General features: G+C 67.8%; 27 protein-coding genes and 1 pseudogene. 17 read left to right on the top strand and 11 right to left on the bottom strand.

From position 1 onward, the window contains the following. The first annotated feature begins 25 nt into the window (after positions 1–25). The 4 genes from AC5Y30_RS11555 to AC5Y30_RS11540 all read left to right on the top strand — a co-directional run bounded on the left by AC5Y30_RS11555 (position 26) and on the right by AC5Y30_RS11540 (position 4,415). Positions 26–1,510 carry an aldehyde dehydrogenase family protein gene (locus AC5Y30_RS11555; RefSeq protein ID WP_499918292.1) on the top strand — a complete coding sequence of 495 codons (1,485 nt, stop codon included), beginning with the start codon at positions 26–28 and terminating at the stop codon, positions 1,508–1,510. Between the two features lie 91 nt (positions 1,511–1,601). Next, positions 1,602–2,237, top strand: a complete 636-nt coding sequence (locus AC5Y30_RS11550) for a maleylpyruvate isomerase family mycothiol-dependent enzyme (RefSeq protein WP_499918986.1) — start codon at positions 1,602–1,604, stop codon at positions 2,235–2,237. Positions 2,238–2,358: 121 nt separating this feature from the next. Then, positions 2,359–3,627 carry a cytochrome P450 gene (locus tag AC5Y30_RS11545; RefSeq protein ID WP_499918291.1) on the top strand — a complete coding sequence of 423 codons (1,269 nt, stop codon included), beginning with the start codon at positions 2,359–2,361 and terminating at the stop codon, positions 3,625–3,627. After that, complete coding sequence (locus AC5Y30_RS11540) at positions 3,624–4,415, top strand: lysophospholipid acyltransferase family protein (RefSeq protein WP_499918290.1); 792 nt, start codon at positions 3,624–3,626, stop codon at positions 4,413–4,415. The genes AC5Y30_RS11545 and AC5Y30_RS11540 overlap by 4 nt, the downstream gene beginning before the upstream one ends. Before the next feature lie 14 nt (positions 4,416–4,429). Here the strand turns inward: AC5Y30_RS11540 and AC5Y30_RS11535 are convergent, their stop codons facing one another. Further along, positions 4,430–5,872, bottom strand: coding sequence for a WS/DGAT/MGAT family O-acyltransferase (locus tag AC5Y30_RS11535; protein ID WP_499918289.1), 1,443 nt, complete (start codon positions 5,870–5,872; stop codon positions 4,430–4,432). A gap of 180 nt (positions 5,873–6,052) precedes the next feature. On the opposite strand from AC5Y30_RS11535, the gene AC5Y30_RS11530 reads away from it, so the two are divergent. Further along, positions 6,053–7,201 carry a thiolase family protein gene (locus tag AC5Y30_RS11530; RefSeq protein WP_499918288.1) on the top strand — a complete coding sequence of 383 codons (1,149 nt, stop codon included), beginning with the start codon at positions 6,053–6,055 and terminating at the stop codon, positions 7,199–7,201. Beyond that, entirely contained in the window at positions 7,198–8,001 is an 804-nt protein-coding gene (locus tag AC5Y30_RS11525; protein WP_499918287.1) for a crotonase/enoyl-CoA hydratase family protein, read from the top strand. The genes AC5Y30_RS11530 and AC5Y30_RS11525 overlap by 4 nt, the downstream gene beginning before the upstream one ends. Here AC5Y30_RS11525 and AC5Y30_RS11520 read toward each other — a convergent pair whose 3' ends face one another. The 3 genes and pseudogenes from AC5Y30_RS11520 to AC5Y30_RS11510 all read right to left on the bottom strand — a co-directional run. Continuing rightward, positions 8,002–9,018, bottom strand: coding sequence for an NAD(P)/FAD-dependent oxidoreductase (locus AC5Y30_RS11520; protein WP_499918286.1), 1,017 nt, complete (start codon positions 9,016–9,018; stop codon positions 8,002–8,004). Then, complete coding sequence (locus tag AC5Y30_RS11515; RefSeq protein ID WP_499918285.1) at positions 9,015–9,515, bottom strand: isoprenylcysteine carboxyl methyltransferase family protein; 501 nt, start codon at positions 9,513–9,515, stop codon at positions 9,015–9,017. The genes AC5Y30_RS11520 and AC5Y30_RS11515 overlap by 4 nt, the downstream gene beginning before the upstream one ends. A 53-nt stretch (positions 9,516–9,568) precedes the next feature. Then, positions 9,569–9,709: pseudogene (locus AC5Y30_RS11510) on the bottom strand (type III polyketide synthase); the annotation flags it as partial. Positions 9,710–9,781: 72 nt separating this feature from the next. Here AC5Y30_RS11510 and AC5Y30_RS11505 point away from each other — a divergent pair. Continuing rightward, positions 9,782–10,930 carry an NAD(P)H-binding protein gene (locus tag AC5Y30_RS11505; protein ID WP_499918284.1) on the top strand — a complete coding sequence of 383 codons (1,149 nt, stop codon included), beginning with the start codon at positions 9,782–9,784 and terminating at the stop codon, positions 10,928–10,930. Beyond that, positions 10,927–11,649 carry a CPBP family intramembrane glutamic endopeptidase gene (locus AC5Y30_RS11500; protein WP_499918283.1) on the top strand — a complete coding sequence of 241 codons (723 nt, stop codon included), beginning with the start codon at positions 10,927–10,929 and terminating at the stop codon, positions 11,647–11,649. The genes AC5Y30_RS11505 and AC5Y30_RS11500 overlap by 4 nt, the downstream gene beginning before the upstream one ends. Here the strand turns inward: AC5Y30_RS11500 and AC5Y30_RS11495 are convergent. Both AC5Y30_RS11495 and AC5Y30_RS11490 read right to left on the bottom strand, forming a co-directional pair. Continuing rightward, positions 11,612–13,003 (bottom strand): DUF2867 domain-containing protein, encoded by a 1,392-nt coding sequence (locus AC5Y30_RS11495; protein ID WP_499918282.1) that lies wholly within the window; start codon positions 13,001–13,003, stop codon positions 11,612–11,614. The genes AC5Y30_RS11500 and AC5Y30_RS11495 overlap by 38 nt on opposite strands. A gap of 89 nt (positions 13,004–13,092) precedes the next feature. Beyond that, on the bottom strand, positions 13,093–13,905 hold the full coding sequence (locus AC5Y30_RS11490) for an enoyl-CoA hydratase (RefSeq protein WP_499918281.1): 813 nt from the start codon (positions 13,903–13,905) through the stop codon (positions 13,093–13,095). A gap of 119 nt (positions 13,906–14,024) precedes the next feature. On the opposite strand from AC5Y30_RS11490, the gene AC5Y30_RS11485 reads away from it, so the two are divergent. Both AC5Y30_RS11485 and AC5Y30_RS11480 read left to right on the top strand, forming a co-directional pair. Further along, positions 14,025–15,107 (top strand): CaiB/BaiF CoA transferase family protein, encoded by a 1,083-nt coding sequence (locus AC5Y30_RS11485; RefSeq protein WP_499918280.1) that lies wholly within the window; start codon positions 14,025–14,027, stop codon positions 15,105–15,107. A 47-nt stretch (positions 15,108–15,154) separates the two neighbouring features. After that, positions 15,155–15,919 (top strand): 3-hydroxyacyl-CoA dehydrogenase, encoded by a 765-nt coding sequence (locus AC5Y30_RS11480; RefSeq protein ID WP_499918279.1) that lies wholly within the window; start codon positions 15,155–15,157, stop codon positions 15,917–15,919. Between the two features lie 142 nt (positions 15,920–16,061). Here the strand turns inward: AC5Y30_RS11480 and AC5Y30_RS11475 are convergent, their stop codons facing one another. Continuing rightward, entirely contained in the window at positions 16,062–16,184 is a 123-nt protein-coding gene (locus AC5Y30_RS11475; RefSeq protein WP_156655929.1) for a hypothetical protein, read from the bottom strand. 309 nt (positions 16,185–16,493) lie between these two features. Between AC5Y30_RS11475 and AC5Y30_RS11470 the strand changes: the two genes are divergently transcribed. Further along, positions 16,494–18,815 carry an MMPL family transporter gene (locus tag AC5Y30_RS11470; protein WP_499918278.1) on the top strand — a complete coding sequence of 774 codons (2,322 nt, stop codon included), beginning with the start codon at positions 16,494–16,496 and terminating at the stop codon, positions 18,813–18,815. Between the two features lie 56 nt (positions 18,816–18,871). After that, a complete protein-coding gene (locus AC5Y30_RS11465) occupies positions 18,872–19,501 on the top strand; it encodes a class I SAM-dependent methyltransferase (RefSeq protein WP_499918277.1) in 630 nt (209 codons plus the stop codon). Between the two features lie 12 nt (positions 19,502–19,513). On the opposite strand, the gene AC5Y30_RS11460 is transcribed toward AC5Y30_RS11465, so the two are convergent. Then, complete coding sequence (locus AC5Y30_RS11460; RefSeq protein ID WP_499918276.1) at positions 19,514–20,227, bottom strand: NAD-dependent deacylase; 714 nt, start codon at positions 20,225–20,227, stop codon at positions 19,514–19,516. A 37-nt stretch (positions 20,228–20,264) separates the two neighbouring features. Between AC5Y30_RS11460 and AC5Y30_RS11455 the strand changes: the two genes are divergently transcribed. Further along, entirely contained in the window at positions 20,265–20,630 is a 366-nt protein-coding gene (locus AC5Y30_RS11455; RefSeq protein WP_067352016.1) for an Rv1152 family transcriptional regulator, read from the top strand. Positions 20,631–20,674: 44 nt separating this feature from the next. Here AC5Y30_RS11455 and AC5Y30_RS11450 read toward each other — a convergent pair whose 3' ends face one another. After that, the gene (locus tag AC5Y30_RS11450; protein WP_499918275.1) at positions 20,675–21,196 is read right to left on the bottom strand and encodes a DUF1697 domain-containing protein; all 522 of its coding nucleotides are present in this window, start codon (positions 21,194–21,196) and stop codon (positions 20,675–20,677) included. A gap of 65 nt (positions 21,197–21,261) precedes the next feature. On the opposite strand from AC5Y30_RS11450, the gene AC5Y30_RS11445 reads away from it, so the two are divergent. Both AC5Y30_RS11445 and AC5Y30_RS11440 read left to right on the top strand, forming a co-directional pair. Beyond that, entirely contained in the window at positions 21,262–21,705 is a 444-nt protein-coding gene (locus AC5Y30_RS11445; protein WP_499918274.1) for a PPOX class F420-dependent oxidoreductase, read from the top strand. 51 nt (positions 21,706–21,756) lie between these two features. Then, complete coding sequence (locus AC5Y30_RS11440) at positions 21,757–21,972, top strand: DUF5302 domain-containing protein (RefSeq protein WP_499918273.1); 216 nt, start codon at positions 21,757–21,759, stop codon at positions 21,970–21,972. Between the two features lie 61 nt (positions 21,973–22,033). On the opposite strand, the gene AC5Y30_RS11435 is transcribed toward AC5Y30_RS11440, so the two are convergent. After that, entirely contained in the window at positions 22,034–22,567 is a 534-nt protein-coding gene (locus AC5Y30_RS11435) for a nuclear transport factor 2 family protein (RefSeq protein ID WP_499918272.1), read from the bottom strand. An 89-nt stretch (positions 22,568–22,656) separates the two neighbouring features. On the opposite strand from AC5Y30_RS11435, the gene AC5Y30_RS11430 reads away from it, so the two are divergent. Together AC5Y30_RS11430 and AC5Y30_RS11425 are read left to right on the top strand one after the other, a co-directional pair. Further along, entirely contained in the window at positions 22,657–23,229 is a 573-nt protein-coding gene (locus AC5Y30_RS11430) for an HhH-GPD-type base excision DNA repair protein (protein ID WP_499918985.1), read from the top strand. Positions 23,230–23,258: 29 nt separating this feature from the next. Then, positions 23,259–23,405 carry a hypothetical protein gene (locus AC5Y30_RS11425; RefSeq protein WP_003875447.1) on the top strand — a complete coding sequence of 49 codons (147 nt, stop codon included), beginning with the start codon at positions 23,259–23,261 and terminating at the stop codon, positions 23,403–23,405. Positions 23,406–23,487: 82 nt separating this feature from the next. On the opposite strand, the gene AC5Y30_RS11420 is transcribed toward AC5Y30_RS11425, so the two are convergent. Then, on the bottom strand, positions 23,488–24,444 hold a 957-nt coding region (locus tag AC5Y30_RS11420; RefSeq protein ID WP_499918271.1), incomplete at its 5' end, for an Rv1157c family protein.

The following is a 24,444-nucleotide window of genomic DNA, read 5'->3' as shown; positions in this document are numbered from 1 at the left end:
ACCGAGTCAGAAGAGAGTGACAGATATGACTGAGGCTGTAAAGGTCCGCTTCGAGCCGAAGATGATGATCGACGGCAAGCTCGTCGAAGGCCAGGCCGGCACCTTCACCAACATCAACCCCGCGACCGAGGAGTCCCTGGGCGAGGTCTCGGACGCCTCGAAGGAGGACATGCACCGGGCCATCGACGCGGCCCGGCGCGCCTTCGACGAGACCGACTGGTCGACCAACAAGGAGCTGCGCAAGCGCTGCCTGCTGCAGCTGCACGAGGCCATCGAGTCCGAGATCGACGAGCTGCGCGAGGAGCTCATCCTCGAGGTCGGCGCGCCCCGCGCGATCACATACGGGCCCCAGCTTGATGCGCCGCTGGCGGACGGCCTGAAATACCCCGCTCGGCTGATCGACTCGTACGCCTGGGAGACCGACCTCGGGGACCGGGTTATCAGCCTCACCGGCGCGAACACCACCATCAAGGTGTGGCGGGAGCCGGTCGGTGTGGTCGGCGCGATCGTGCCGTGGAACTTCCCGTTCGAGGTCACGCTCAACAAGCTCGGCCAGGCGTTGGGCAGCGGCAACACCGTGGTGCTCAAGCCGGCGCCGAACACGCCGTTCAACGCGAACCGGCTGGGCCGGCTGATCGCCGAGAAGACCGACATCCCCGCCGGCGTCGTCAACGTCGTCACCGCCTCGGATCACTTCGTCGGCGAGGAGCTCACGCTGTCGCCCAAGGTCGACCTGATTTCGTTCACCGGCTCCACTATTGTCGGCAAGCGGATCATGGAAAAGGGTGCGGCCACCATGAAGCGGCTGTTCCTGGAGCTCGGCGGCAAGTCGGCCACCATCGTGCTGGAGGACGCCGACTTCGCGACTGCGTGCATGGTGGGCATAGCGCCGTGCATGCACGCCGGTCAGGGTTGTGCCAACCCGACCCGGCTGCTGCTGCCGCGGTCCCGCTACGACGAAGGCGTGGAGATCCTCAAGAACATCTACGAGAACGTCACGTGCGGCGACCCGCAGGACCCCGCGACGCTGTGCGGGCCGGTGATCTCGCAGCGGCAGTACGAGCGGGTGAACGGCTACATCCAAAAGGGCGTCGACGAGGGTGCCACCGCGCTGGTCGGCGGCCCCGGCGCGGAAACCGGCTTCGACAAGGGATACTTCATCCGGCCAACGCTTTTCACCAATGTCGATAACAAGATGACCATCGCCCAGGAGGAGATCTTCGGCCCGGTGCTCTCCGTCATCCCGTTCGACGACGAGGAGGACGCGATCCGGATCGCCAACGACAGCGTGTACGGCTTGGCCGGCAACGTGTTCGCGGGTTCCCTCGAGCGTGCGCTGTCGGTGACCCGCCGGATCAAGGCCGGCTTCATGGGCGTCAACGGCGGTGCCGGCTACGCTGCCGACTCGCCGTTCGGTGGCTACAAGGAGAGCGGCATCGGTCGCCAGAACGGTGTGGCCGGGTTCGACCAGTACACCGAGATCAAGTCGGTCGCATACCCCGCCGGCTAGGAATCACTTTCGACGAGATTGCCGCCAGGGTCATGGTTTTCGAACCGATCGCAACCGTAGCGGCAATCTCGCTGCGGTGACGCCCATGCGCGTGGACCGCGAATTCGTCTTCGCTGCCGTCGCGGACGAGCGGCGTGGCATCGCCATCCTGCTGGACGAATTGGACGCCGCACAATTGGCAACGCCGAGCCTGTGTGCGGGCTGGGATGTCAAGACAGTGGCCGCTCATGCGGTCAGCACCGCCACCGACGGCACCCGCGCGTTCCTGCGGCTCGCGCTGCGTCGTAGGAGCATGGCTCGCGCAATCGACGAATTGGCGCGCCGCCGTGCCGAATTGCCGGCCGCCGAGATCGCAGCCAGTTTGCGCCGATGCGCGGACCGCCGGATCGACCCCCCGCTGTTCGGACCGTTGGACCCGCTGGCGGATGTTCTGGTGCACACCGGTGACATCCGGATTCCTCTCGGACTGCCCTATCAACCCGATCCACAGCGAGCAGCATTGGCCATGGATTTCCTGACCGGCTGGTGGCCGTTCGGCTTCGTCCCCCTCGGGCGACTGCGCGGAATCAGTCTGCGCGCCGGTGATATTGGCCGAGTATGGGGGAGCGGTGCGGAAATCCGCGGACCGGTGGCCGCGCTGATGATGGCTGTCGCCGGCCGCACTGCACTCCTGCGCATGCTCGACGGCCCGGGCCTGCCGCGGCTCGTCCAGCGATTGTCCGGGTAGAGCCAACTCTTCCGACCGCCCAACTTGACCTAATATTTGTTCAGCTCTAGATTGGCAGGAGAGGTTACGTCGCCCGGGTTGACGTTGCCGGGGGCGGTTACCTGGATGCCTAGGAGTCCTATTGAGCGAATTCGAATCGGTCGATTTCTTCACCGACCTGTCCCTGATTCCGGACCCGTACCCCTACTTCGACCATCTGCGCGCGCGTTGCCCCGTGCTGGCGCGACCCGATCAGGGCGTCATGGCGGTAACGGGACACCCCGAAGCGCTCGCGGTCTACAAAGATCCGGCGTTCTCGTCGTGCGTCTCGGTCGCAGGCCCGTTTTCGGGATTGCCATTCGAACCCGAGGGCGATGACATCGGCCACCTGATCGATCGGCATCGCTCGCAGATCCCGATGAGCGAACACATCGTGACGCAAGACCCGCCGGAGCACGCCCGGACGCGAGGTCTGCTCAGTCGCCTGTTAACGCCCAGGCGGCTCAAGGAAAACGAAGACTTCATGTGGCGACTCGCCGATGAGCAGCTCGACGAGTTCCTGTCCCGCGGCGGCTGTGAATTCCTCGACGAATACGCGCGACCGTTCTCCGGGTTGGTGATCGCCGACCTCCTGGGAGTTCCGGTCGAGGACCACGAAGAGTTTCGGGATGTGTTCTCCAACAAGTTCTCCGGTGGGGTCGAGGACGACTCGGTGACGCGCGCACACAATCCGCTGGAATACCTCGACGAGAAGTTCACCACCCACATCACCGAACGTCGCAGGCAGCCACGCGACGACGTGTTGACCGAGCTGGCCCAGGCGAAGTATCCGGACGGCTCAACGCCGGAAGTCATCGATGTGGTCCGGCTGGCGACGTTTCTATTCGCGGCCGGCCAGGAAACCACCACCAAGCTGCTCAGCTTCGGGGTCCGCATCCTCGCCGAGAACCCGAAGTTGCAGAAGCTGCTCCGCGAAGACCGCAGCCGAATACCGAATTTCGTCGAAGAGACGCTGCGCATGGAAAGCCCGGTCAAGTGCCACTTCCGGATGGCGCGCACCACGACCTCCATCGGTGACGTCGACGTCCCGGCGGGAAGCACGGTGATGCTGCTGCCCGGTGCGAGCAACCGGGATGCGCGAAAGTTCGAGCGGCCCGACGAGTTCCACATCGATCGGCCGAACGTGCGCGAACATGTGGCCTTCGGCCGCGGCAATCATTCGTGCCCGGGCGCACCGCTGGCCCGTGCGGAGGGGCGAATCTCGCTGAACCGCATACTCGACCGGATGGCGGACATCGCCATCGTGGAAGCCAAACACGGCCCGTCGGACGCCCGGCACTACACCTACGACCCGACCTGGCAGATGCGAGGACTATCCGAGTTGCACCTCGAATTCACCCCGGCTTCGTGAGTGCACGCGACGGCGGCGAGTGGGATCCCGGCTTAACCGAGCGTCTGGTCACCGCGGCAGAACCGCTGGCGCGGCGCTGGTTTCGCTTCGAAGTTCGTGGGCTGGAATCGGTGCCGCCCGATGGGGGTGCGCTGATCGTCGGCAACCATTCGGGTGGCATGCTCACGCCCGACGTGCTGATCTTCGCCGCCGCCTTCTACCGCAAGTTCGGCTATCGGCGTCCGCTGTACACCCTCGGCCACGACGGCATGTTCGTCGGGCCGGTATCGGAATGGCTGGGCCGCCTCGGCGTCATTCGCGCCACCTCGAAAAACACCGCGCGAGCGCTGCGGTCCGGCGGTGTGGTGCTGGTGTTCCCAGGCGGAATCTACGATGCCTACCGGCCGACGTTGGCGGAGAACATCGTCGACTTCAACGGCCGGACGGGATACGTCAGGTCAGCGATCGAGGCGCAGGTGCCGATCGTGCCGACGGTCTCGATCGGTGGGCAGGAAAGCCAGCTGTTTCTTACGCGCGGCACGTGGCTGGCTAAGCGCCTGGGTCTGTCGCGGTGGCGGTCCGACATTCTGCCCGTCACCGTGGGATTCCCTTTCGGGCTCAGCATGATCATTCCGCCCAACCTGCCGCTGCCGACCAAGATCGTCACCGAGGTGCTGGAACCGATCGACCTCGCGGCCCGATTCGGCGATGAGCCCGGCGTCGCGGACGTCGACGCACACGTCCGTTGCGTGATGCAGACCGCCCTGGACGGCCTGGCCCGCGAGCGGCGCTTCCCGGTGCTCGGGTAGGGCCAGCTCCCGCGCTAGCCCACCGACCTGACAGGGGCGGGTGGCATTGCGCCCTGCGCGGTAGCAATGTCATCGGAAAACCCAGCGGCAGTGTGGATTTCGCAAAATGCGCTGACCATGGCGTCGGTGAGTTCATGGGGGTCGCCGAGGGTGCGGTCATCGGCGATCACCGATATGTTGAGCTGATCGACGTAGCTCCACACGGTGATGTTGATCCCACAGGCGGTGATCAGCGGTCCGGCGGAATAGATTTCGCTGACCGGGGCGCCCGCGAAACGGCCACGCTCACGCGGCCCCATCACGTTGGAGATCGGGAGGTTGAACAACCTGTTTCGGGTGTTCCGCCTGCCCAGCCATCGGAACGCCAGGGGGGCTGCAGCGCCCGGCAGATAGTTGATCAATCGGCCGTAAAGCTCCGGGCCGAAAAGCTGGTTGTTCTCTTTGGCGATCGTCGTTGCCACCGACGTCAGGCGCACCCGCTCCAACGGATCGCCGATGTGCGTCGGCAGCGACACCGCCATGCCCCCGAGCTCGTTGCCGCTGATCCGCTGCGGCGACCTGTCCGTGGTGGCCGGGACGGAGGCGACCAGGGGCTGGTTTGCGCTGCCGTCGTAGCGCAAGAGCAGTTCGCGCAGCGCACCCGCCGCGATCGCCATCACCATGTCGTTGACGGTGATCTGCAGCTGTTTGCCGGTCTGTTTGACCTGAGGTAGCGACAAAGTTGCGGTGGCGAAAGCCCGTGCCGGAGAAACGATGTGGTTGATGAATGTCGGCGGAGCGTGCAGCATCCTGGCAAGCTCTGGCTGCCTGCCGCGCTGCCGGGCGCGCCGGCGCAGCCGTCGGGCGCCGTTGAGCGCGTCGGCTATCACCGCGGGCAATGCGGCGGCCTGCCGGGCGTGATCCGCGGCGGCGGCACGCATCAGCCGCGCCGTCGAGGGCGCAGTGCATGTCGTGTCGTTGTCGCGGTCGTCCTGCGCCGGCCCGGTCAAGTCCATGAGTCTGGCCAGCAGATTGGCGGAGGCGACGCCGTCGGCCAAGGCGTGGTGCATTTTGCCGATAATCGCAAATTTGTTGTCGGCGATGCCTTCGGCGAAGTGGAACTCCCACAGCGGACGGCCGCGGTCGAGCGGAATGCTCGCGATCTGCCCGATCACCTGGTCGAGTTCTCGGCGTCCACCCGGCGCGGGTACCTGAACGCGCCGCAAATGGTAATCGAGATCGACTTCGCAATTCTGCAGCCACATCGGACGATGCAATCGCCACGGGATGTCGATCAGCTTGTAGCGCAACGGATCCAGCCGATGCAGTCGCCGACGCAGCGTGTGCCGAAATACGTCGAAGCTGACCTCGCCGTCGCAGCCGGCGGCGTCGACGATCGCCACCTTCAAGGTGTGGGTATGCAGGCTCGGCGTCTCGCTGTACAACAGCATCGCGTCCATGCCGTTGAGCCGCTTCACACGACCATTATTGCTCTGGCCCTGCGGCGATGAGAACAAAATTCTGGTTCACAGCTAAGCGGCGAGCGCCGGCTTTCGTGCCCCGAAGCACCCCGGGCTTCGCCCGCCCAACCCCTTGGTTGACAATCAACGGGAAGACTCCACTCTTTTCGAAGTCCACATGTCAAAGGAGACAAGACCATGGCTGAGGCCGTCATCGTCGAGGCAGTGCGTTCACCGATCGGCAAGCGCAACGGCGGATTGTCCGGAGTACACGCGGCGGATCTGTCCGCGCAGGTGCTCAACGGCCTGGTCGACAAGGCCGGCGTCGATCCGGGCCTGGTCGACGACGTCATCTGGGGTTGCGTCATGCAGGCCGGTGAGCAGGCCCTCGACATCGGCCGCACCGCCCTGCTGACGGCAGGCTGGCCCGAGACCGTCCCGGGCGTGACCGTGGACCGCCAGTGCGGCTCCAGCCAGCAGTCCATCCACTTCGCCGCCGCCGGGGTCATCGCCGGGCACTACGACGTTGTCGTCGCCGGTGGTGTCGAGTCGATGTCGCGGACCCCGATGGGCGCATCGCTGGCCAACGGCGGGCGCCCGTATCCCCAGGCATTCCTGGACCGCTACCAAGGCCAGATCCCCAACCAGGGCATCGGCGCGGAGATGATCGCCGAGCAGTGGGGGTTCGATCGCACCGCGCTCGACCAGTTCTCTCTCGATTCTCACGAAAAGGCCGCTGCCGCACAGGATGCCGGCGCCTTCGGTGACCAGATCGTAGGCATCAGCGTGGCCGACGGCAACGTGGTCCTCAAGGACGAAGGCATCCGACGCGGCACGCCGATGGAGAAGATGGCCTCGCTGAAGCCGGCGTTCAAGGAAGACGGCGTGATTCACGCCGGCAACTCGTCGCAGATCTCCGACGGCTCGGCGGCGATCCTGTTCATGTCCGCCGAAAAGGCAAAGGAGCTGGGGCTCAAGCCGATCGCCAAGGTGCACACCGCAGCGCTGGCCGGCGCGGACCCGGTGATCATGCTGACCGCGCCCATCCCCGCGACGCAGAAGGCGCTCAAGCGCTCCGGGCTGTCGATCGACGACATCGGCGCCTACGAGGTCAACGAGGCGTTCGCGCCGGTTCCGCTGGCGTGGCTCAAGGACATCGGCGCCGACGAGAAGAAGCTCAACCCCAACGGCGGCGCGATCGCACTGGGCCACCCGCTCGGCGGGTCCGGCGCCCGGATCATGACCACCCTGCTGTATCACATGCGGGACAAGGGAATTCAGTACGGCTTGCAGACCATGTGCGAGGGCGGCGGCCAGGCCAACGCCACCATCGTGGAACTGTTGTGACCGAGGCCGATGCCCTTGAGAAGGGGGCCCTGGCCGAGCGCCGGGGCAACGTGATGGTGATAACCATCAACCGCCCCGAAGCCCGCAACGCCGTGAACGCCGCCGTCAGCATCGGCCTCGGGGACGCGCTCGAAGAGGCGCAGCGCGACCCCGAGGTGCGGGCGGTGGTGGTCACCGGCGCGGGCGACAAGTCGTTCTGCGCCGGCGCCGATCTCAAGGCGATCGCCCGGCGGGAGAACATCTATCACCCCGAGCATCCCGAGTGGGGCTTCGCCGGATACGTCCACCACTTCATCGACAAGCCCACCATCGCCGCGGTCAACGGCACCGCTTTCGGCGGTGGCACCGAGCTGGCGCTGGCCAGCGACCTGGTGGTGGCCGACGAGCGAGCGCAGTTCGGCCTCCCTGAGGTCAAGCGGGGATTGATCGCCGCCGCCGGCGGCGTCTTCCGCATCGCCGAGCAGCTGCCGCGCAAGGTGGCGATGCGGCTGCTGCTGACCGGCGAACCGCTCAGCGCGGCCGCCGCCTGCGAATGGGGCCTGATCAACGAGGTCGTCGCGCAGGGCTCGGTGCTGGAGGCCGCGCTGGCGCTGGCCGCGCGGATCACCGTCAACGCCCCGCTGTCGGTGCAGGCCAGCAAGCGGGTCGCCTACGGCGTCGATGACGGCGTCGTGGTGGGCGACGAACCGGGGTGGCAACGCACCATGCGCGAGATGAAGGCCCTGCTCAAATCCGAGGACGCCAAAGAGGGACCGAGGGCGTTCGCCGAAAAGCGGGAGCCGGTCTGGCAGGCGCGCTAGCTAGCCCGCCAGGATGTTGACGCCGCGGCCGAACACCGCGGGTAGCAGCGTGCAGGTCGGCACGACCGCGCGCCGCACCGCCCGCGACGAGCTCGCCAACACCAGCGTGCGGGTGAGCAGCCGGTAATCGCGGGTGATCCGGTGCCAGGCCCGCTCGTAGGACGCCGGCGCGTCGGTGACGATGGCGTCGACGGCCGCAGCGGCCTGCTTGAGCGCCAGGCTGATGCCCTCGCCGGTGAGCGCGTCCTCGTAGCCGGCCGCGTCCCCGACCAGCAGTACTCGCCCCGCGACCCGGCGGGAGACCACCTGACGCAACGGGCCGCAGCCGCGGGCCTGCCCCGAGGCGGCGCCGCGCAGCCGGTGGGCCAGCCGCGGGAACCAGGCCAGGTCGGGCCGCCCACGCGACAGGATCGCCACACCGACCAGATCGGGTTCGACCGGCGTCACGTACGCCTCACCCCAGCGCGACCAGTACACCTCGACGAAATCCGACCATGCAGGCACCCGGTAGTGCCTCCGCACCCCGTAGCGTCGCGGCGCCCCCGCCGTTGCCGTGATCCCGGCGGCGCGCCGGACCTGTGAATGCAGGCCGTCGGCCGCCACCAACCATTTCGCGCGCACACCCGCGGCGGAGACGCCGTGGGCGTCCTGCGCCACGCTCGTCACTCGCGTGCGGATCCAATCGGTGTCCTGCTCTTTCGCGCGCGCGGCCAGCGCCGCATGCAATGTGGTGCGGCGCACGCCGCGGCCCGGCCCGCCCCGAAAGCGCGCCTGGGCCCGCGCCCGTCCACTGACGTAAGCGATCCCGTGAAAAGGCATGCCGACGGGATCCACACCCAGCGAGGTCAATTCGGCCAGCCCGCCGGGCATCAACCCTTCGCCACACGCCTTATCGATGGGGCTGTCCCGCGGCTCGGCCACGATCACCGAAAGTCCAAGCCGTCGCGCATGTAGCGCCGTCGCCAGGCCCGCCGGGCCGCCGCCGGCGATCAGCAGGTCCGCATCGTAATCGGTCACGTGTAACCCAACGCGGAGTTCTCCACCTGCAGTCGCACCCTGAGCAGCGCGGCGTTGGCCAGCGTGAAGACGGCGGCGGTCAGCCAAGCCGTATGCACCAGCGGCAACGCCAACCCCTCGGCCACCACCGCAACGTAGTTCGGATGGTGCAGCCACCGGTAGGGCCCCTGACGCACCAAGGGGGCCCGCGGCAAAACGATCACCCGGGTGTTCCACCGCCGCCCCAGCGTCGTGATGCACCACCAGCGCAATGCCTGGCTGGCCACCACCACCGCCAGCATCGGCCAGCCCAGCCACCCGATGAAGGGCCGGTGCAGCGCCCACGGTTCGACGAGGCAGCCGACCAGTAACCCGCCGTGAATGATCACCATGACCGGATAGTGCGATCGGCCAAACTCCTTGGCGCCCTGGGTGAACGACCAGCGCGCGTTGCGGGTGGAAACCACCAGCTCCGCGATGCGTTCGAGTCCGACCGCCAGGACCAGCAGGTAATACATGGCTACAGTCTTTACCAGCTCCGCCGGCCCGGCAGCACCAGCACCGTCGTCCGCGGATCGGCGACGTCGGTCGGCGCGCGGATGGCTTCAGTTTGGGTATAGGGGTTGGGTGAAGACTTCACCGCAACCCCGGCAATGGACCAATCTCTCAGCGCAGCGCCCGTCGAGGCGGCGAAACCACCGCATGCCTCCATGTCGAGGTGACGGCGCCGCCGCGCCGCCGGTTCACCTGCCCGCCGCGCTGCCGGGCCGCTAGGGTCTGCGATATGCGGGCTCTGGTCACCGGTGCCACCGGTTACGTGGGATCACGCCTGGTCACCGCTCTGCTGGACGATCAGCATCAGGTAATCGCGGCGACGCGAAACCCGGCGCGCCTCAAGCGGTTCGGCTGGTTCGACGACGTCACGCCGGTGAGATTGGACGCCGCCGACCCCGAGACGCTGGCCTCCGCCTTCGCCGGCTGCGGTCCCGTTGACACGGCGTATTACCTGGTGCACGCGATCGGGCAGCCCGGATTTCGCGACGCCGACAAGGCCGCGGCGGCGAACTTCGCGGCGGCGGCTCGCGACGCCGGGGTGCGACGCATCGTCTACCTGGGCGGCTTCGTGCCCGCGGACGAGGATCTGTCCGAGCACCTGACCAGTCGGGCCGAGGTGGCCGAGGCGCTCACCATCCCGGACGGCCCGGAGCTGGTATGGCTGGGCGCTGCGATCATCATCGGCGCCGGCTCGACGTCGTTCGAGATGATGCGCTACGTCGGCGATCGTTTTCCGCTGATCCCGATCCCGAGTTGGATGGACAACCCGATCGACCCGATATCCATCCGCGACGTCCTGCACTATCTCGTGGCCGCGGCCGATCGCGACCTGGTGCCCGCCGGGGCTTACGACATCGCCGGCCCGGACACCACGTCCTACCGGGACCTGCTCAAGGCGTACTCACGCGTCTCCGGCCGCTGGCACACCGGACTGCCGGTCGGCAGGATCGACACCACGCTGGCCTCGCTGATCACGGGCGTCGCCCTGCCGGTGCCCCCGGGACTGGCGGGTGATCTGGTCGAATCGCTGGACCACCCGATGGTGGCTTCGGCCAGCGGGCTGCGCGATCGCGTTCCCGACCCGCCCGGCGGCCTGCTCGGCATCGACGAGTCCATCGCGCTGGCCCTGGCCGGCCAGTCCACGCACCGGCCGCGTCCCGTCAACGCGCTGGCCGATCCACACCACCTCGCCAACACCGATCCCGCCTGGGCCGGCGGCGACGCGCTGCGCATCCGCCGGCTCGCCCGGCGGGTCACGCCGTCGATCGTGCGGCCGACCCTGGGGCTGGTCGACAGGGTTCCCGGCCCGATGGCCGGGGCCGTGCGCACCGGCCTGGACATCCTGATCGCCCTGACCCCGAAGGTGCACCCTGCATGACCCAGTCCGCGAGTCAATATCACGCCGGCGTCTTCACCGAATTACGCCGTGCGGTCACCAATGTCGCTGTGCCCCATAACGAATCGCCCGGAGTGGTGCGGCGCCGGCGGGTCATCGTGGCCATCACGGTGGTCCTCGGGGCCGGCGTGCTCGGGTTCTCGTTGCGGCGGCATCCAGGGGATGCAAGCTTTTACTGGCTGACGCTGGTGCTGGCGGCGGTGTGGACCGCCGGAGCGCTGGTCTCCGGCCCGCTGCACCTCGGCGGCATCTGTTGGCGGGGACGCAACCAGCGGCCGGTCCTCACCGGCACGGGCGTCGGGCTGCTGGTGGGCGGGGCTTTCGTGGTGGGCGGGCTGATCGTCCGGCAGATCACCCCCGTGGCGGAGTTGATAACCCGGGTGCTGCTCTACGCCCACCACGGGTGGTATCCGGTGATCGTGGCGATCACACTGATCAACGGCGTCGCCGAAGAAGTGTTCTTTCGCGGCGCGCTCTACACCGCCCTGGGCCGCCACCATCCGATCATCATCTCGACCGTCCTCTACACGTGCGCGACGCTGGCCAGCGGCAACCCGATGCTCGGCTTCGCCGCGATCATTCTGGGGACGGTGTGCGCGTTCGAGCGCCGGGCGACCGGCGGTGTCCTGGCGCCGATGCTCACCCATCTGGTGTGGGGGCTGATCATGGTTCTCGTGCTGCCCCCGATGTTCGGCGTCTGACTTCTCCACCCGCTGACGCGATGACCTCGCGGGCCAGCGCGCGCCGTGCGGCGACGCGGGCGGGCCGGACGAAGAACCAGTACAGCCGCCCCGGGATACCCCTCGGCAGGAAGATCGAGCGCTGCGTATAACGGGCGCCCCGACCGTCTTGGCCGGTGACCGCAATCTCGAGCCACTCGCGTCCCGGCGCTCGCTTGGTGGAGCGCAGCCGCAATAGGGTTCCCGCCGTGCGCTCGTCGACCTTCCAGTCGGCCGCCCGCGAGTTCATGACGCCCTCCGCCGCCGTGAAGACGTCGCCGGGCTCGGCGGCGGTCGCGGCGGTCCGAACATCGGTGTAAACGATCTCGCCCGCCCAGTCCGGGTCCGTGGGCAGGGCCTCGGCCGGTTCGGACCGCAACGATGACCAGGTGGGTTCGGGGACGCCACGCGCGGCGCGGGCGAGCGCGAGTTCGACCGCCCGCCGGTAGCCGGTCAGCCCGCCCGGCGGCGGCGCGATGATGCCGTCGATGTCGGAATTGCGCATCACCGCATCGCATTCCAGCGATTCGATCAGCGGCCGTGCCAGACCGGCCGGGATCGGGGTCACCGTCCCCACCCATAGGCTGGCGATCGTGGGGGTCAGAAACGGCAGCACGATCAGGTAGCGCTTGCCCAACCCCGCCACGTCGGCATACACCCGCATCATGTCGCCGTATTCCAGCACGTCGGGCCCGCCGATGTCCCAGGTGCGCGACTCCGGTACCGGGGCCTTCGAAAGAGAAGCCGCCGCGGCCAGGTAGTACAGCACGTCGCGCGCCGCGATCGGCTGAATTTTGTTGTGCACCCATTTCGGCGTGGTCATCACCGGCAACCGGTCGGTGAGGTGCCGGATCATCTCGAACGACGCCGACCCCGAGCCGACGACCACCCCGGCCTGCAACACCACCGTCTCGACCCCGGAATCGATCAGCGCGTCGCCGACGTCCCTGCGTGACGCGAGATGTGGTGAGAGATCGCGGTTTTCGGGATGCAGCCCACTCAGATACACCACTCGTCGCACCCCGGCGCGCCGCGCGGCCGTCGCGACGTTACGGGCGGCGCGGGTTTCCTCGGCGGCGAAATCCTTTGAGGTACCCATCGAGTGGACGAGGTAATAGACCACGTCGATGCCGTCGAACGCGGCGGTCAGTGAATCAAGGTCGCCCAGGTCGCCGCGGACCACCTCGGCCTGTTGCCGCCACGGCACCTGCGCCAGCTTGTCCGGGTTGCGCGCCAGCGCCCGAACGTGATGGCCGTCGTCCAGCAGTCGGGGGACCAGGCGTCCGCCGATGTAGCCGGTCGCTCCGGTAACCAGGCATCGCACCTGTTCGGGCATCGATCCTCCGTCGTTCGTCAGTGGGTCTGACGACGAGGATTACCTCATCGAAGGCTGCTTAAGCGTTGCGGCCGATCACCGCATCAACTTCACCGGTCGGTGAAGTTGGCAGTGCGCCGCTGCTGGAAGGCCGTTGCGCCCTCGACGAAGTCGGGGGATTTCAGCAGCACCGACTGTCCGTCGAATTCACGCTGCAGGGCGGGGTCCAGCTCGGTTAGCGTGGCCGCGTTGATCGCCAGCTTCGTCTTGGCGAAGGCCACCGCCGGGCCGCTCAACAACCGGGCGATCACCTTGTCCACCTCGGCATCGAAGTCGCCGGCCGGATAGACCGCGGTGACCAGGCCCCACGACAAGGCCTCGGCGGCGGTCAGCCGCTCCGGAAGCAGCGCCATCTGCATGGCCCTGATCCGGCCGATCGCGGCCGCCACCAACGCCGACGCCCCACCGTCGGGCATCAACCCGATCTTGGTGAAGGCGAGCATGAAAAACGCGCTCTCCGAAGCCAATACGACGTCGCACGCGAGGGCGATGGAGACGCCGACGCCGGCCGCGGGTCCCTGGACCACAGCGACCACCGGGTGCGGCACCGCGGCGATCCCGCGCACCAGCCGGTTGATCTCGAGGATGATTTCGTCCGGTGGCACGCCGCCGCCGTCGGAGACGTCGTCGGCGCTGATGCCCGCACCGGAGCTGAAGCCGCGTCCGGCGCCGCCCAGTCGCACGACCTTGACGTCAGGGTCGGTGGCCGCGTACTCCATCGCGTCCGCGAGTCCGGTGATCACCGGAACGGTCAGCGAATTCAGGCTGTCGGGTCGGTTGATGGTCACCGACAGAACGCCGTCGGACAGCGTGACGTCAAGGCCCGCGACGGGTGTCAGGGTGGCGATCGCCGATGTAGTCATCGGCTCACCATAAGTGACCGGGGTGCGCGGTCCTGCGGCGCGGCTGCGAAGATGTCGAACGACTGGTTGTTTGGTGACAACGGTCAAGGGCGTCAAAGCGGACGAAAGGTCGGTGGATCGTGGCTGGACCGTTGAACGGACTGCGTGTTGTCGAGTTGGCCGGCATCGGCCCCGGCCCGCACGCCGCGATGATCCTGGGGGACCTGGGCGCCGACGTCGTGCGCATCGACCGCCCCTCCTCGGGGCCGGGTGGAGTCGCCAAGGACGCCATGATGCGCAACCGGCGGGTGGTGACCGCCGACCTGAAGTCCGACGAAGGACGCGGCCTCGTCCTCAAACTGATCGCCAAAGCCGACGTGCTGATCGAGGGCTACCGCCCGGGCGTCACCGAGCGGCTCGGCCTGGGCCCCGAGGACTGCGCCAAGGTCAACGACAGGCTGGTCTACGCCCGCATGACCGGCTGGGGCCAGACCGGCCCGCGCAGCCAGCAGGCGGGCCACGACATCAACTACATCTCTCTGAACGGCATCCTGCACTCCATCGGCCGGGCGAACGAGCGGCCGGTCCCGCCGCTGAACCTGGTCGGTGACTTCGGTGGCGGCTCCATGTTCCTGCTGCTCGGCATCCTGTCCGCCCTATGGGAGCGGCAGACCTCCGGCAAGGGCCAGGTGGTCGACGCCGCGATGGTGGACGGCTCGAGCGTGCTGATCCAGATGATGTGGCAGATGCGTGCGTCCGGGATGTGGACCGACGCGCGCGGCACCAACCTGCTCGACGGCGGCGCGCCCTACTACGACACCTACGAATGCGCCGACGGGCGCTACGTCGCGGTCGGCGCCATCGAACCGCAGTTCTACGCCGCCATGCTGGCCGGGCTCGGCCTGGACGGCGCCGACCTGCCCGGCCAGAACGACGTCGGCCGCTGGCCCGAGCTGCGGGCCCTGCTGACGGAGAAGTTCGCAAGCCAGGACCGCGACCACTGGGCCAAGGTGTTCGCCGACTCCGACGCGTGCGTGACGCCCGTGCTGGCCTTCGGCGAGGTTCAGACCGAGCCGCACATCACCGAGCGCGACACGTTCTACGAGGTCAACGGCGGCCTGCAGCCGCTACCGGCGCCGCGGTTCTCCCGCACCGCGCCGGAGACGCCGCGGCCCGCGGCGCCGGTGACCGACGCCGAAGCTGTTCTCAGGGAATGGGTATAGTCCCAACCAACCAGTTGGCTGGACTCAAGCGATCAGGAAGGACTCGGATGGAGATCAAAGACGCCGTCGCCGTCGTCACCGGGGGAGCGTCAGGCCTGGGCCTGGCCACCACCAAACGACTGCTCGACCGCGGCGCCCAGGTGGTCGTGATCGACCTGCGTGGCGAAGAAGCGGTCCGTGAGCTGGGCGATCGCGCTCGCTTCGTCGAGGCCGACGTCACCGACGAGGCCGCCGTCGGCAAGGCCCTGGACGCCGCGGAGTCGATGGGCACACTGCGGATCAACGTCAACTGCGCCGGCATCGGCAACGCCATCAAGACCCTGTCCAAGGACGGCCCGTTCCCGCTGGACGGCTTCAAGAAGGTGATCGGGGTCAACCTGATCGGCACCTTCAACGTGCTGCGGCTGGCCGCCGAGCGCATCGCCAAGACGGAAGCCATCGGTCCCGAAACAAGCCCAGAGCGGGGCGTCATCATCAACACCGCCTCGGTCGCCGCGTTCGAGGGCCAGATCGGCCAGGCGGCCTATTCGGCATCCAAGGGCGGCGTCGTCGGCATGACCCTGCCGATCGCGCGCGACCTGTCGCGCGAGCTCATCCGCGTGGTGACCATCGCGCCGGGCCTTTTCAAGACCCCGCTGCTGGGATCGCTGCCCGAGGAGGCGCAGGCGTCGCTGGGCAAGCAGGTGCCGCACCCGGCGCGGCTGGGTGATCCCGACGAATACGGCGCCCTGGCCGTCCACATCGTGGAGAACCCGATGCTCAACGGCGAGGTCATCCGCCTGGATGGCGCCATCCGCATGGCGCCTCGCTGAGCCGGACGCCCCTGGACAAAACGAAAGCCCCCCGCACCGGCGGGGGGCTTTCGTGCTAACCAGACTCAATGGTTACTTGCGGAACCATCGACTGACGTTCGGTTCGGCCATCAACAGCCGGGCAAGCATGCTCATGACTGCCTCAGCTCGCGGCTTGCAGTTCGTCGAACTGCTCCGAGGTCTCGCCTTCCACCAGGACGTCGCCGTGGTAGAGGGCATCGAAGTCAACTTTGATGACGTCGGCACTTGTGTCGTCGATCCACATGACACTGAGCGTATGGGCCACCATTAAGGAATCTTTGAGTCACGATTCGGAAAACCTTGGCAATTTACCGGCCAGTAGGTTGCCGGTCGCCCACCACGCGATTTGGGCCGTGAGCTGCTTACTTGTCGCACATTTTCTGGCCGGACTCTTATTGTCCGAGCGGTTTGAAAATGCACATTGAACGGTTCGGGCGGGCCCTGCGTGTTAAAGGCAGTGCACTGTTCGACGTGTGCAGATTAGCGTTTGTTACGTTGTCGCGGACCAGCGAGCGGCCAGCGCAACGGGGCACCGGCGGCGGAAGGGCCCGAAATGCTGCAGAAAACCGCCCGGCTTGCGATCAGGGCGCCGCGGCGCATCATCGCCCTCGGTGTCCTGGTTTTCATCGCCGCCGCCGTCTTCGGCGTCCCCGTCGCCAAGAGCCTGTCGCCCGGTGGCTTTCAAGACCCGAACTCCGAGTCGGGCCGCGCCATCAGCGTGTTGAGCGACAAGTTCGGCCAGAGCGGCCAGCAGGTGCTGATCCTGGTGACCGCGCCGGGTGGCACCAACAGCGAAGCGGCCCGCAAGGTGGGCACCGACCTCGTTGACGGGCTGCGAAAGTCCCCACTCGTCTACAACGTCTCCTCGCCGTGGACCGCGCCCCCACCAGCTGCGGCGGACCTCGTCAGCCGCGACGGCAAGTCCGGACTCATCGTGGTCAACCTCAAAGGCGGCGAGGACTACGCCCAGCGCAACGCCCAGACGTTGGCGGATCAGTTCATCCACGACCGTGACGGCGTCACCGTGCGGGCGGGCGGTGCGGCGATGCAGTACGCGCAGATCAACACGCAGAACCAGGCCGACCTACTGGTGATGGAGATGATCGCCCTGCCGCTGAGCTTTTTGGTGCTGATCTGGGTGTTCGGCGGGCTGCTGGCGGCGGCGCTGCCGATGGCGCTGGGCGCGCTGGCCGTCGTCGGCTCGATGTCGGTGTTGCGACTGATCACTTACACCACCGAGGTCTCGATCTTCGCCCTGAACCTGAGCACCGCGCTGGGCCTGGCCCTGGCGATCGACTACACCCTGTTGATCGTCAGCCGCTATCGCGACGAGTTGGCCGAGGGCCACACCCGCGACGAAGCGCTCATCCGGACCATGGCCACCTCCGGCCGCACCGTGCTGTTCTCCGCGGTCACCGTGGCGTTGTCGATGTCGGCGACGGTGGCGTTCCCGATGTACTTCCTCAAGTCGTTCGCCTACGCCGGCGTGGCCACCGTTGCCTTCGTCGCAACCGCCTCGATCGTGATCACCCCGGCCGCGCTCGTCCTGCTGGGGCCCCGGCTGGACGCCCTGGACGTGCGCCGCCTGGCGCGGCGGATATCGCGGCGCCCCGCGCCGGCGCATCGCCCGGTCGAGCAATCGTTCTGGTATCGGTCCACCAGATTCGTGATGCGCCGCTGGGCGCCGGTCGGCCTCTCGGTAGTCGCCCTGTTGTTGCTGCTCGGGTATCCGTTTCTGCGGGTGACGTGGGGCTTCCCGGACGATCGCGTGCTGCCGCGGTCGGCGTCGTCGCATCAGGTCGGCGACCTGCTGCGCAACGATTTCGCACACGACTCGGCCACGTCGGTGTCCGTCGTCATCCCCGATGCCACCGGCCTGGGCCCGTCGGACTTCGACACCTACGCCGCCGATCTGTCGCGGGTGGCCGACGTCTCGGCGGTGTCAAGCCCCGGCGGCACCTTCACGGCCGGCAATCGCGTGGGGCCGCCCGCCGGGCCCACCGGGCTGGCCGGCGGCAGCGCGTTTCTGACCGTCAGCAGCGCGGCGCCGCTGTTTTCCCAGGCGAACGACACCCAGCTGAAGCGGTTGCACGCGGTGCGCGGGCCCGCCGGCCGAGCCGTCGAGATGGGTGGCCTGGCGCAGGTCAACCGCGACAGCGTCGATGCCGTGACCGACCGGCTTCCGCTGGTCCTCGGGTTGATGGCGGCGATCACCTTCGTGTTGCTGTTCCTGCTCACCGGCAGCCTGCTGCTGCCGGCCAAGGCGCTGGCCTGCAACGTCCTGTCGCTGACGGCGGCGTTCGGTGCGCTGGTGTGGATCTTCCAGGACGGCCATCTGGGTGCGCTCGGAACGACGCCGAGCGGAACGCTGGTGGCGAACATGCCGGTGCTGCTGTTCTGCATCGCCTTCGGCTTGTCCATGGACTACGAAGTGTTCCTGCTCTCCCGGATCCGCGAGTACTGGCTGGCGTCCGGCGCCGCCCGACCGGCGAAGCCGACGGCGAGGCAGGCCCACGCCGCCAACGACGAGAGCGTGGCGCTCGGGGTCGCCCGCACCGGCCGGGTGATCACCGCGGCCGCCCTGGTGATGTCGATGTCGTTCGCCGCGCTGATCGCGGCCCACGTCTCGTTCATGAGAATGTTCGGCCTCGGCCTGACGCTCGCCGTGTTCGCCGACGCCACCTTGGTGCGGATGGTGGTCGTCCCGGCCTTCATGCATGTGATGGGCCGATGGAATTGGTGGGCGCCCAGACCCCTGGCGTGGCTGCACGACCGGTTCGGCATCAGCGAGAAAGCGGCAGACGCGACCGTCGAAAGCCTCGAACCGACGCGAGGACCGGCCGAACTCCCCGAGCCGGCGGCCAACATCGGTTGACGCCGCCGTGCGTGCAGACCTTTATTGTTGGGCTCATCCGAGCCGAAAGGATCTGTATGACAACGGCGGTTGACCACCCCCTCTTCGCGCGGATCTGGCCGATCGTCGCCACCCATGAAGTCGAGGCGATCCGGGCCATGCGCCGGGAAAATCTGGCCGGCCTGCGCGGCCGGGTGCTGGAGGTAGGCGCCGGAATCGGCACGAACTTCGCTCTCTACCCGGACTCCGTCGACGAGGTGATCGCGATGGAGCCCGAACCGCGGCTGGCGACCCTGGCCCGTGCCGCCGCCGACGTGGTGCCCGCCCGCGTCGTCGTGACGGGCGAGACGGTCGAAGCGTTCAGCGGCGCGGAGCCCTTCGACGCGGTGGTGTGCTCGCTGGTGTTGTGCTCGGTGAACGACCCGGGCGACGTGTTGCGGCGCCTGTACTCGCTGCTCAGGCCGGGCGGGGAGCTGCGGTATCTCGAGCACATCGCCAGTGTCGGTGCGCGGGGCCGGATTCAGCGCGTGGCCGATGCGACGTTGTGGCCACGGCTCTTCGGCAACTGCCATACCCATCGCGATACCGAGCGCTCGATCGTCGAGGCGGGATTCGAAGTAGACACGTCGCGGCGGGAGTTCACGTTGCCGTCCTGGGCGCCCATGCCGGTCTCCGAGCTCCTGCTCGGCCGCGCGCGCCGGCCCTGACCGGCCGTCCCGTCAGTTCAGCAGGGCCGGTAGCCGCTGCAACAGGCCGGGCAGAGCCTGGCTGGCCGTCTCACGCATGCTCAGGGTCACGCTGCTCGACAACGGAGTCACCTCGGGATTGACCTCGATGACGGCGGTGCCGCGCGACAGGGCCAGCTCGGCCAGCCCGGCCGCCGGATAGACGATCGCCGAGGTCCCGACCACCACCATCACGTCGGCGGCCTCGGTTGCCTCGACCGCGCGCCGCCATGGCTCGTCGGGCAGCTGTTCACCGAACCATACGATGTCGGGCCGGATGAGGCCCCCGCAGTGACATACCGGGGGATCCACCTCCAGCGCCGGTTCGGGCATCGCGGGCAGCGCGCCGGAGTAACGCGTATTGCAACGCGCGCAACGGAATTCGAACAGACTGCCGTGCAGATGATGAACCGAGTGGCTGCCCGCTCGCTCGTGCAGGTCGTCGACGTTCTGGGTGATGACGCTGACCTGGGCGTCGTCCTGCCAGGCCGCGATGGCGCGATGGCCCGCATTCGGTTGCACATCGGCGACCAGATAGTGGCGCCACAGATACCAGCCCCAAACCCGCTGCGGGTTGTCGCGCCAGCCCTTGGTGCTGGACAGCTCGTAAGGGTCGAAGCGAGCCCATAACCCGTTCTTGTCGTCGCGGAAGGTCGGCACGCCGCTTTCCGCGGAGATCCCCGCGCCGCTGAGCACGGCAATTCGCATCCCCCCAACATAGCCGGGAGTGGGGGATACTGGACGGGTGGAGCTGGGTGACTGGTTGAAGGTCGACATGAAGGCGGGAAAGCCGTTGTTCGACCAGCTCAGGACGCAGGTCATCGACGGGGTTCGGGAGGGCGCGCTGCCCCCCGGCACCCGCCTGCCCACCGTTCGGGATCTGGCCGGCCAGCTCGGCGTCGCCGTCAACACGGTAGCGCGGGCCTACCGGGAGCTGGAGACCTCCGCCATCATCGAAACCCGCGGGCGTTTCGGCACTTTCATCGCCCGTTACGACCCGACCGACGCCGCGATGGCGGCCGCGGCGCGCGAGTACGTCCGGGTCGCGCGCGGACTCGGCTTGGACAAGGACGACGCGGTGCGCTACATCGAAGCGGTGCCCGACGAGTAAGGCGGGCGTCGAAAAGCTCTGCCGCACAAGCTGCCTGGAGCCGCTCAGCGCAACACCTTGTTCAGTGTGCGTAGATTGCGCGTCGTGGTCGACGACTTGTACCGCGGTTTGCCCATCGTTTTGCCGATGCTGCTGTCCAGCGTGCTGCCCTTGGGCACCTGCCAATAGACCACGCCTTCGCCGCGCCGGATCTTCTCGTCGGGACCCGCGTCCTTGCCCAGCGCGGCGAGCTCGTCCAGCACGGCGGCGTCGGCGACGAACGTGACGTACGACTGATAGCCGTCGAGCTCACGCTCGAACGGGTAGGCGTCGACCACGCCGCGCACCGTGTCGATGTCGTAGGCGAGCACCCACGCGTCGTAGCCGAACCGGTCGCGCAACGCGGCTTCGGCCTTCTTGCGCACCGACGCCACGCCGCCGGAAGATTCCAGCAGCACGTTGCCGGTCGCCAGGACGGTCCGGACCTCGGTGAATCCCGCCTCGGTGAATGCGGCCGCCACGTCGGCCATCTTGAGATTGACGCCCCCGACGTTGACGCCACGCAGGAAGGCCGCGTACTTGGTCATGCCCCGATTTCACCAGGGTGGCCGCGGGACGAATACCTCGGGCCCGCGCGACGTAGGCTTTCGTCATGGGACGCCAAGTCTTCGACGACAAACTGCTGGCCTTGATCAGCGGCCACTCCCTTGGGGTGCTGGCCACCATCAAGCGGGACGGGCGGCCTCAGCTTTCGAACGTGAGTTACCACTTCGACCCGCGCAGCGTGGTGATCCAGGTGTCGATCACCGAGCCGCGCGCCAAGACCCGCAACCTGCGCCGCGACCCGCGGGCCTCGATCCTGGTCGACGCCGACGACGGCTGGTCGTACGCCGTCGCGGAGGGTACCGCCGAGTTGACCCCCCCGGCGGCCGCGCCCGACGACGACACCGTGGAGGCGCTGATTGCGTTGTATCGCAACATCGCCGGTGAACATCCGGACTGGGACGAATACCGCGAGGCCATGGTCACCGACCGGCGGGTGCTGCTGCGCCTGCCGATCTCCCACCTGTACGGCATGCCGCCGGGGAAGCGGTAGCCGCGGCGCGTAGGCGAACCGTTCCGCCAGCCCCGGGCTAGGCTGTCCCGTATGGCTGAATCGAATGCCCGGCAAGGTTCGACGTCCTCGGGCGCCGCGGGATCACCGGAGTCGGACGACGACACCAAGCGCAAATTCCGCGAAGCCCTGGACCGCAAGATGGCGAAGTCGTCGGGCGGGTCCGACCACAAGGACGGTGCCGCCAAACGATCTCGGGCGCACGGCGCGGTGGGAAACCGCCGGGAATTCCGCCGCAAGAGCGGCTGACGGCCGCTGGGCGTCGGCGCGCAGTCTGGTTGCTTCTCAACGCTTTTGGCAGCTGACGGCGTCAGCCTTCCGGTCCCGCGAATAGGCCGATCGACGGGTCCGCTTGGCCGGGCATGCCGCGCAGGCTCCCCCGGGTGCTCGGATGTTCGAAGTTCACCTGCGACGGGTCGTTCTGGTATGCCCAGTCCGCCACGATGGTGCGTTGGCTGAACGTCCAGCGGCCGTCGTGCTTGGTGTACGTGTCCAGATATCGCCCGCCGATGATGACGTCGATGTCGTGTTCGGGGCCGGCGAAGGTGTGAAACACCAGGCAGTAAATCTCACCGCGGGCGCTGTCGCCGTCGATGGCGAAGTTCGTCGTGGTGATGTTGTGTTGGGAGACACGCACATACGGTTCCGCGGCTTGCAGCTGCGCGATGAACCCTTCGACGGCCCCGGTTGAAAACGAGCCGTGCGAATCGGTCGCCTCGGGGTGGTACAGGCTGCGCAGGGTGTCATAGTCGGCGCGGTCGACGGCCCGGCAATAGGCGGTGACGAGCTGATGCAGCTCGTCGCGAGCCAGCATCAGTGCCAGCTTGCTCTCATCCACCACCACGCCACGATAACCCGGTCATTGCTGCTGAGTAGTCTTGCGACAATGGGTCCCCGGTCCCAGGGTGCTGCGCGGAAGGAAGATCGTTGACAGTGAAACTTTGCCTGGCTCAAGATCCTGAGGCCGACAAGCTGCTGGACGAGAGTCCGTTGGCGTTGCTCATCGGGATGGTTCTGGATCAGCAGGTGCCCTTCGAGACGGCGTTCGCGGGCCCGAAGAAGATCGCGGACCGGATGGGCAGCTTCGATGCCGCCGAGATCGCGGACTACGACCCGGTCAAGTTCGCGGCATTGTGCTCGCAAACGCCTGCGATACACCGCTTTCCGGGATCGATGGCCAAGCGTATCCAAACGCTGGCGCAGATCATCGTGGACCGCTACGACGGCGATGCGGCCGGATTGTGGACGGCCGGCGACCCCGACGGACGCGAGCTGCTGCGGCGGATCAAGGGATTGCCCGGATTCGGGGAAGTGAAGGCGCAGATCTTTTTGGCGCTGCTCGGCAAGCAGTACGGCGTGACGCCGAAAGGCTGGCGCGCGGCTGCGGGGGACTTCGGCCGGGCCGGTGCGCATATCTCGGTCGCCGACATCGTCGACGCCCAATCGATGGGGAAAGTGCGCGCCTACAAGAAGCAGATGAAAGCGGCAGCCAAAGCGGCGAAGTAGCAGGTCCAGGAGAAGGGAAGGGCGACAACGTGAAGACACACATAACGTGTCCGTGCGGCGAAGCCATCGTCGGCAAGGATGAGGACGAACTGGTCGAGCTGACCCAAGCTCACCTCGCCAGCGTTCATCCTGGCCTCGAGTACGACCGCGACGCCATCCTGTTCATGGCGTACTAGCTGCACTGCCCGACGCGAATGCGCGTGCCCCGCTCGGGGACACGCGCATTCGCAGGCGATGAGACGATGGCGGCGCCGTCCGCTACGGCACCACCGTCGAGCCGATGGTGGGCAGGAACTGGCACTGCTTTTCCTTCGTGGTGACCTGCCCGAAGATCGTCGACATCACGCTGCCCGAGCCGGTGTCGGCGATAGCGCTCAGTGTCGTCGGCCCCTCCGGATTGATGTCCGGGCGCGGCTTGAGCGCGACGGTCCCGGACTTGCCGGTGGTCAGGTTCACCCAGGTGACGTTCAGCGGCAGCTTCTGCACCTCGGCGGGTCCGGGGGTACCGACCGCGGTGAAGACGTAAGCGGTCTGGCCCGGCCCCGGGCCGGGGAGCGGAATCTTGGCCGGCCCCGCGACCGACAGCGCGGTGGCGATGGCGTTGGTGCCGTCCGCCAGGCAGTTGGTGCCGATCGACGGGTACATGAAGTCCTGCGTGGGCGGCGTGTCAGGGCCGAAACCCGGAGCAGCCGCCGCGGGAGCCGGTGCCGGTGCGGCTTCCGGTGCCGGAGGTGCCGCCGGCGCTGCGGGAGGTGCCGCCGGTGCCGCGGCGGGCACCTTCGACCATTCGGCGGGGCCCGGTGCGGCGGGCGCCGCCGCGGGGGCGGGGCCTGCCGCGTGGGCTGGGTCGATGCCGGCCGGCAGGTGTGCCTCGGGCGTCGGAGCAGCAGCTGGCGCGGGAGCGGCCTCGGGTGCCGCAGCGGGGGCCGGGCCGGCCGCGTGGGCCGGGTCGATGCCGGCCGGCAGGTGGGCCTGCAAACCGGGTTCCACCCCTGTCGCGGGCACGTGCTGCGCCGGTGCGACGGGCTCGGCCACGAATTGATTGACCGCCGCCGCAACGTTTTTGGACTCAGTGGGTGTGCTCGGGTTGTGGGCGAAAGCCTGCGCGGCGGCCATCAGCAGCTGCGTCGCTTGCTGAGGGTCGGTGGCCGCTTGCTGGATGAGCGGGCCCAGCTGTGACAAGGCGGGCAGACCCGGCAGCCCTTGCGCCGCGTT

Source organism: Mycobacterium sp. NGS27, from assembly GCF_059813005.1.
This window is presented reverse-complemented; position numbering and strand designations above follow the sequence as displayed.

What these genes read in the sequence shown, in the direction of transcription:
- AC5Y30_RS11490 (WP_499918281.1), bottom strand. Translation starts at nt 13,905, where the DNA reads ATGACTACATCGGCGATCGCCACCCTGACACCCGTCGCGGGCCTTGAC.
- AC5Y30_RS11450 (WP_499918275.1), bottom strand. Translation starts at nt 21,196, where the DNA reads ATGACCAAGTACGCGGCCTTCCTGCGTGGCGTCAACGTCGGGGGCGTC.
- AC5Y30_RS11515 (WP_499918285.1), bottom strand. Translation starts at nt 9,515, where the DNA reads ATGTATTACCTGCTGGTCCTGGCGGTCGGACTCGAACGCATCGCGGAG.
- AC5Y30_RS11445 (WP_499918274.1), top strand. Translation starts at nt 21,262, where the DNA reads ATGGGACGCCAAGTCTTCGACGACAAACTGCTGGCCTTGATCAGCGGC.
- AC5Y30_RS11465 (WP_499918277.1), top strand. Translation starts at nt 18,872, where the DNA reads ATGACAACGGCGGTTGACCACCCCCTCTTCGCGCGGATCTGGCCGATC.
- AC5Y30_RS11460 (WP_499918276.1), bottom strand. Translation starts at nt 20,227, where the DNA reads ATGCGAATTGCCGTGCTCAGCGGCGCGGGGATCTCCGCGGAAAGCGGC.
- AC5Y30_RS11440 (WP_499918273.1), top strand. Translation starts at nt 21,757, where the DNA reads ATGGCTGAATCGAATGCCCGGCAAGGTTCGACGTCCTCGGGCGCCGCG.
- AC5Y30_RS11470 (WP_499918278.1), top strand. Translation starts at nt 16,494, where the DNA reads ATGCTGCAGAAAACCGCCCGGCTTGCGATCAGGGCGCCGCGGCGCATC.
- AC5Y30_RS11555 (WP_499918292.1), top strand. Translation starts at nt 26, where the DNA reads ATGACTGAGGCTGTAAAGGTCCGCTTCGAGCCGAAGATGATGATCGAC.
- AC5Y30_RS11495 (WP_499918282.1), bottom strand. Translation starts at nt 13,003, where the DNA reads ATGCCCGAACAGGTGCGATGCCTGGTTACCGGAGCGACCGGCTACATC.
- AC5Y30_RS11500 (WP_499918283.1), top strand. Translation starts at nt 10,927, where the DNA reads ATGACCCAGTCCGCGAGTCAATATCACGCCGGCGTCTTCACCGAATTA.
- AC5Y30_RS11475 (WP_156655929.1), bottom strand. Translation starts at nt 16,184, where the DNA reads ATGTGGATCGACGACACAAGTGCCGACGTCATCAAAGTTGACTTCGAT.
- AC5Y30_RS11530 (WP_499918288.1), top strand. Translation starts at nt 6,053, where the DNA reads ATGGCTGAGGCCGTCATCGTCGAGGCAGTGCGTTCACCGATCGGCAAG.
- AC5Y30_RS11505 (WP_499918284.1), top strand. Translation starts at nt 9,782, where the DNA reads ATGCGGGCTCTGGTCACCGGTGCCACCGGTTACGTGGGATCACGCCTG.
- AC5Y30_RS11480 (WP_499918279.1), top strand. Translation starts at nt 15,155, where the DNA reads ATGGAGATCAAAGACGCCGTCGCCGTCGTCACCGGGGGAGCGTCAGGC.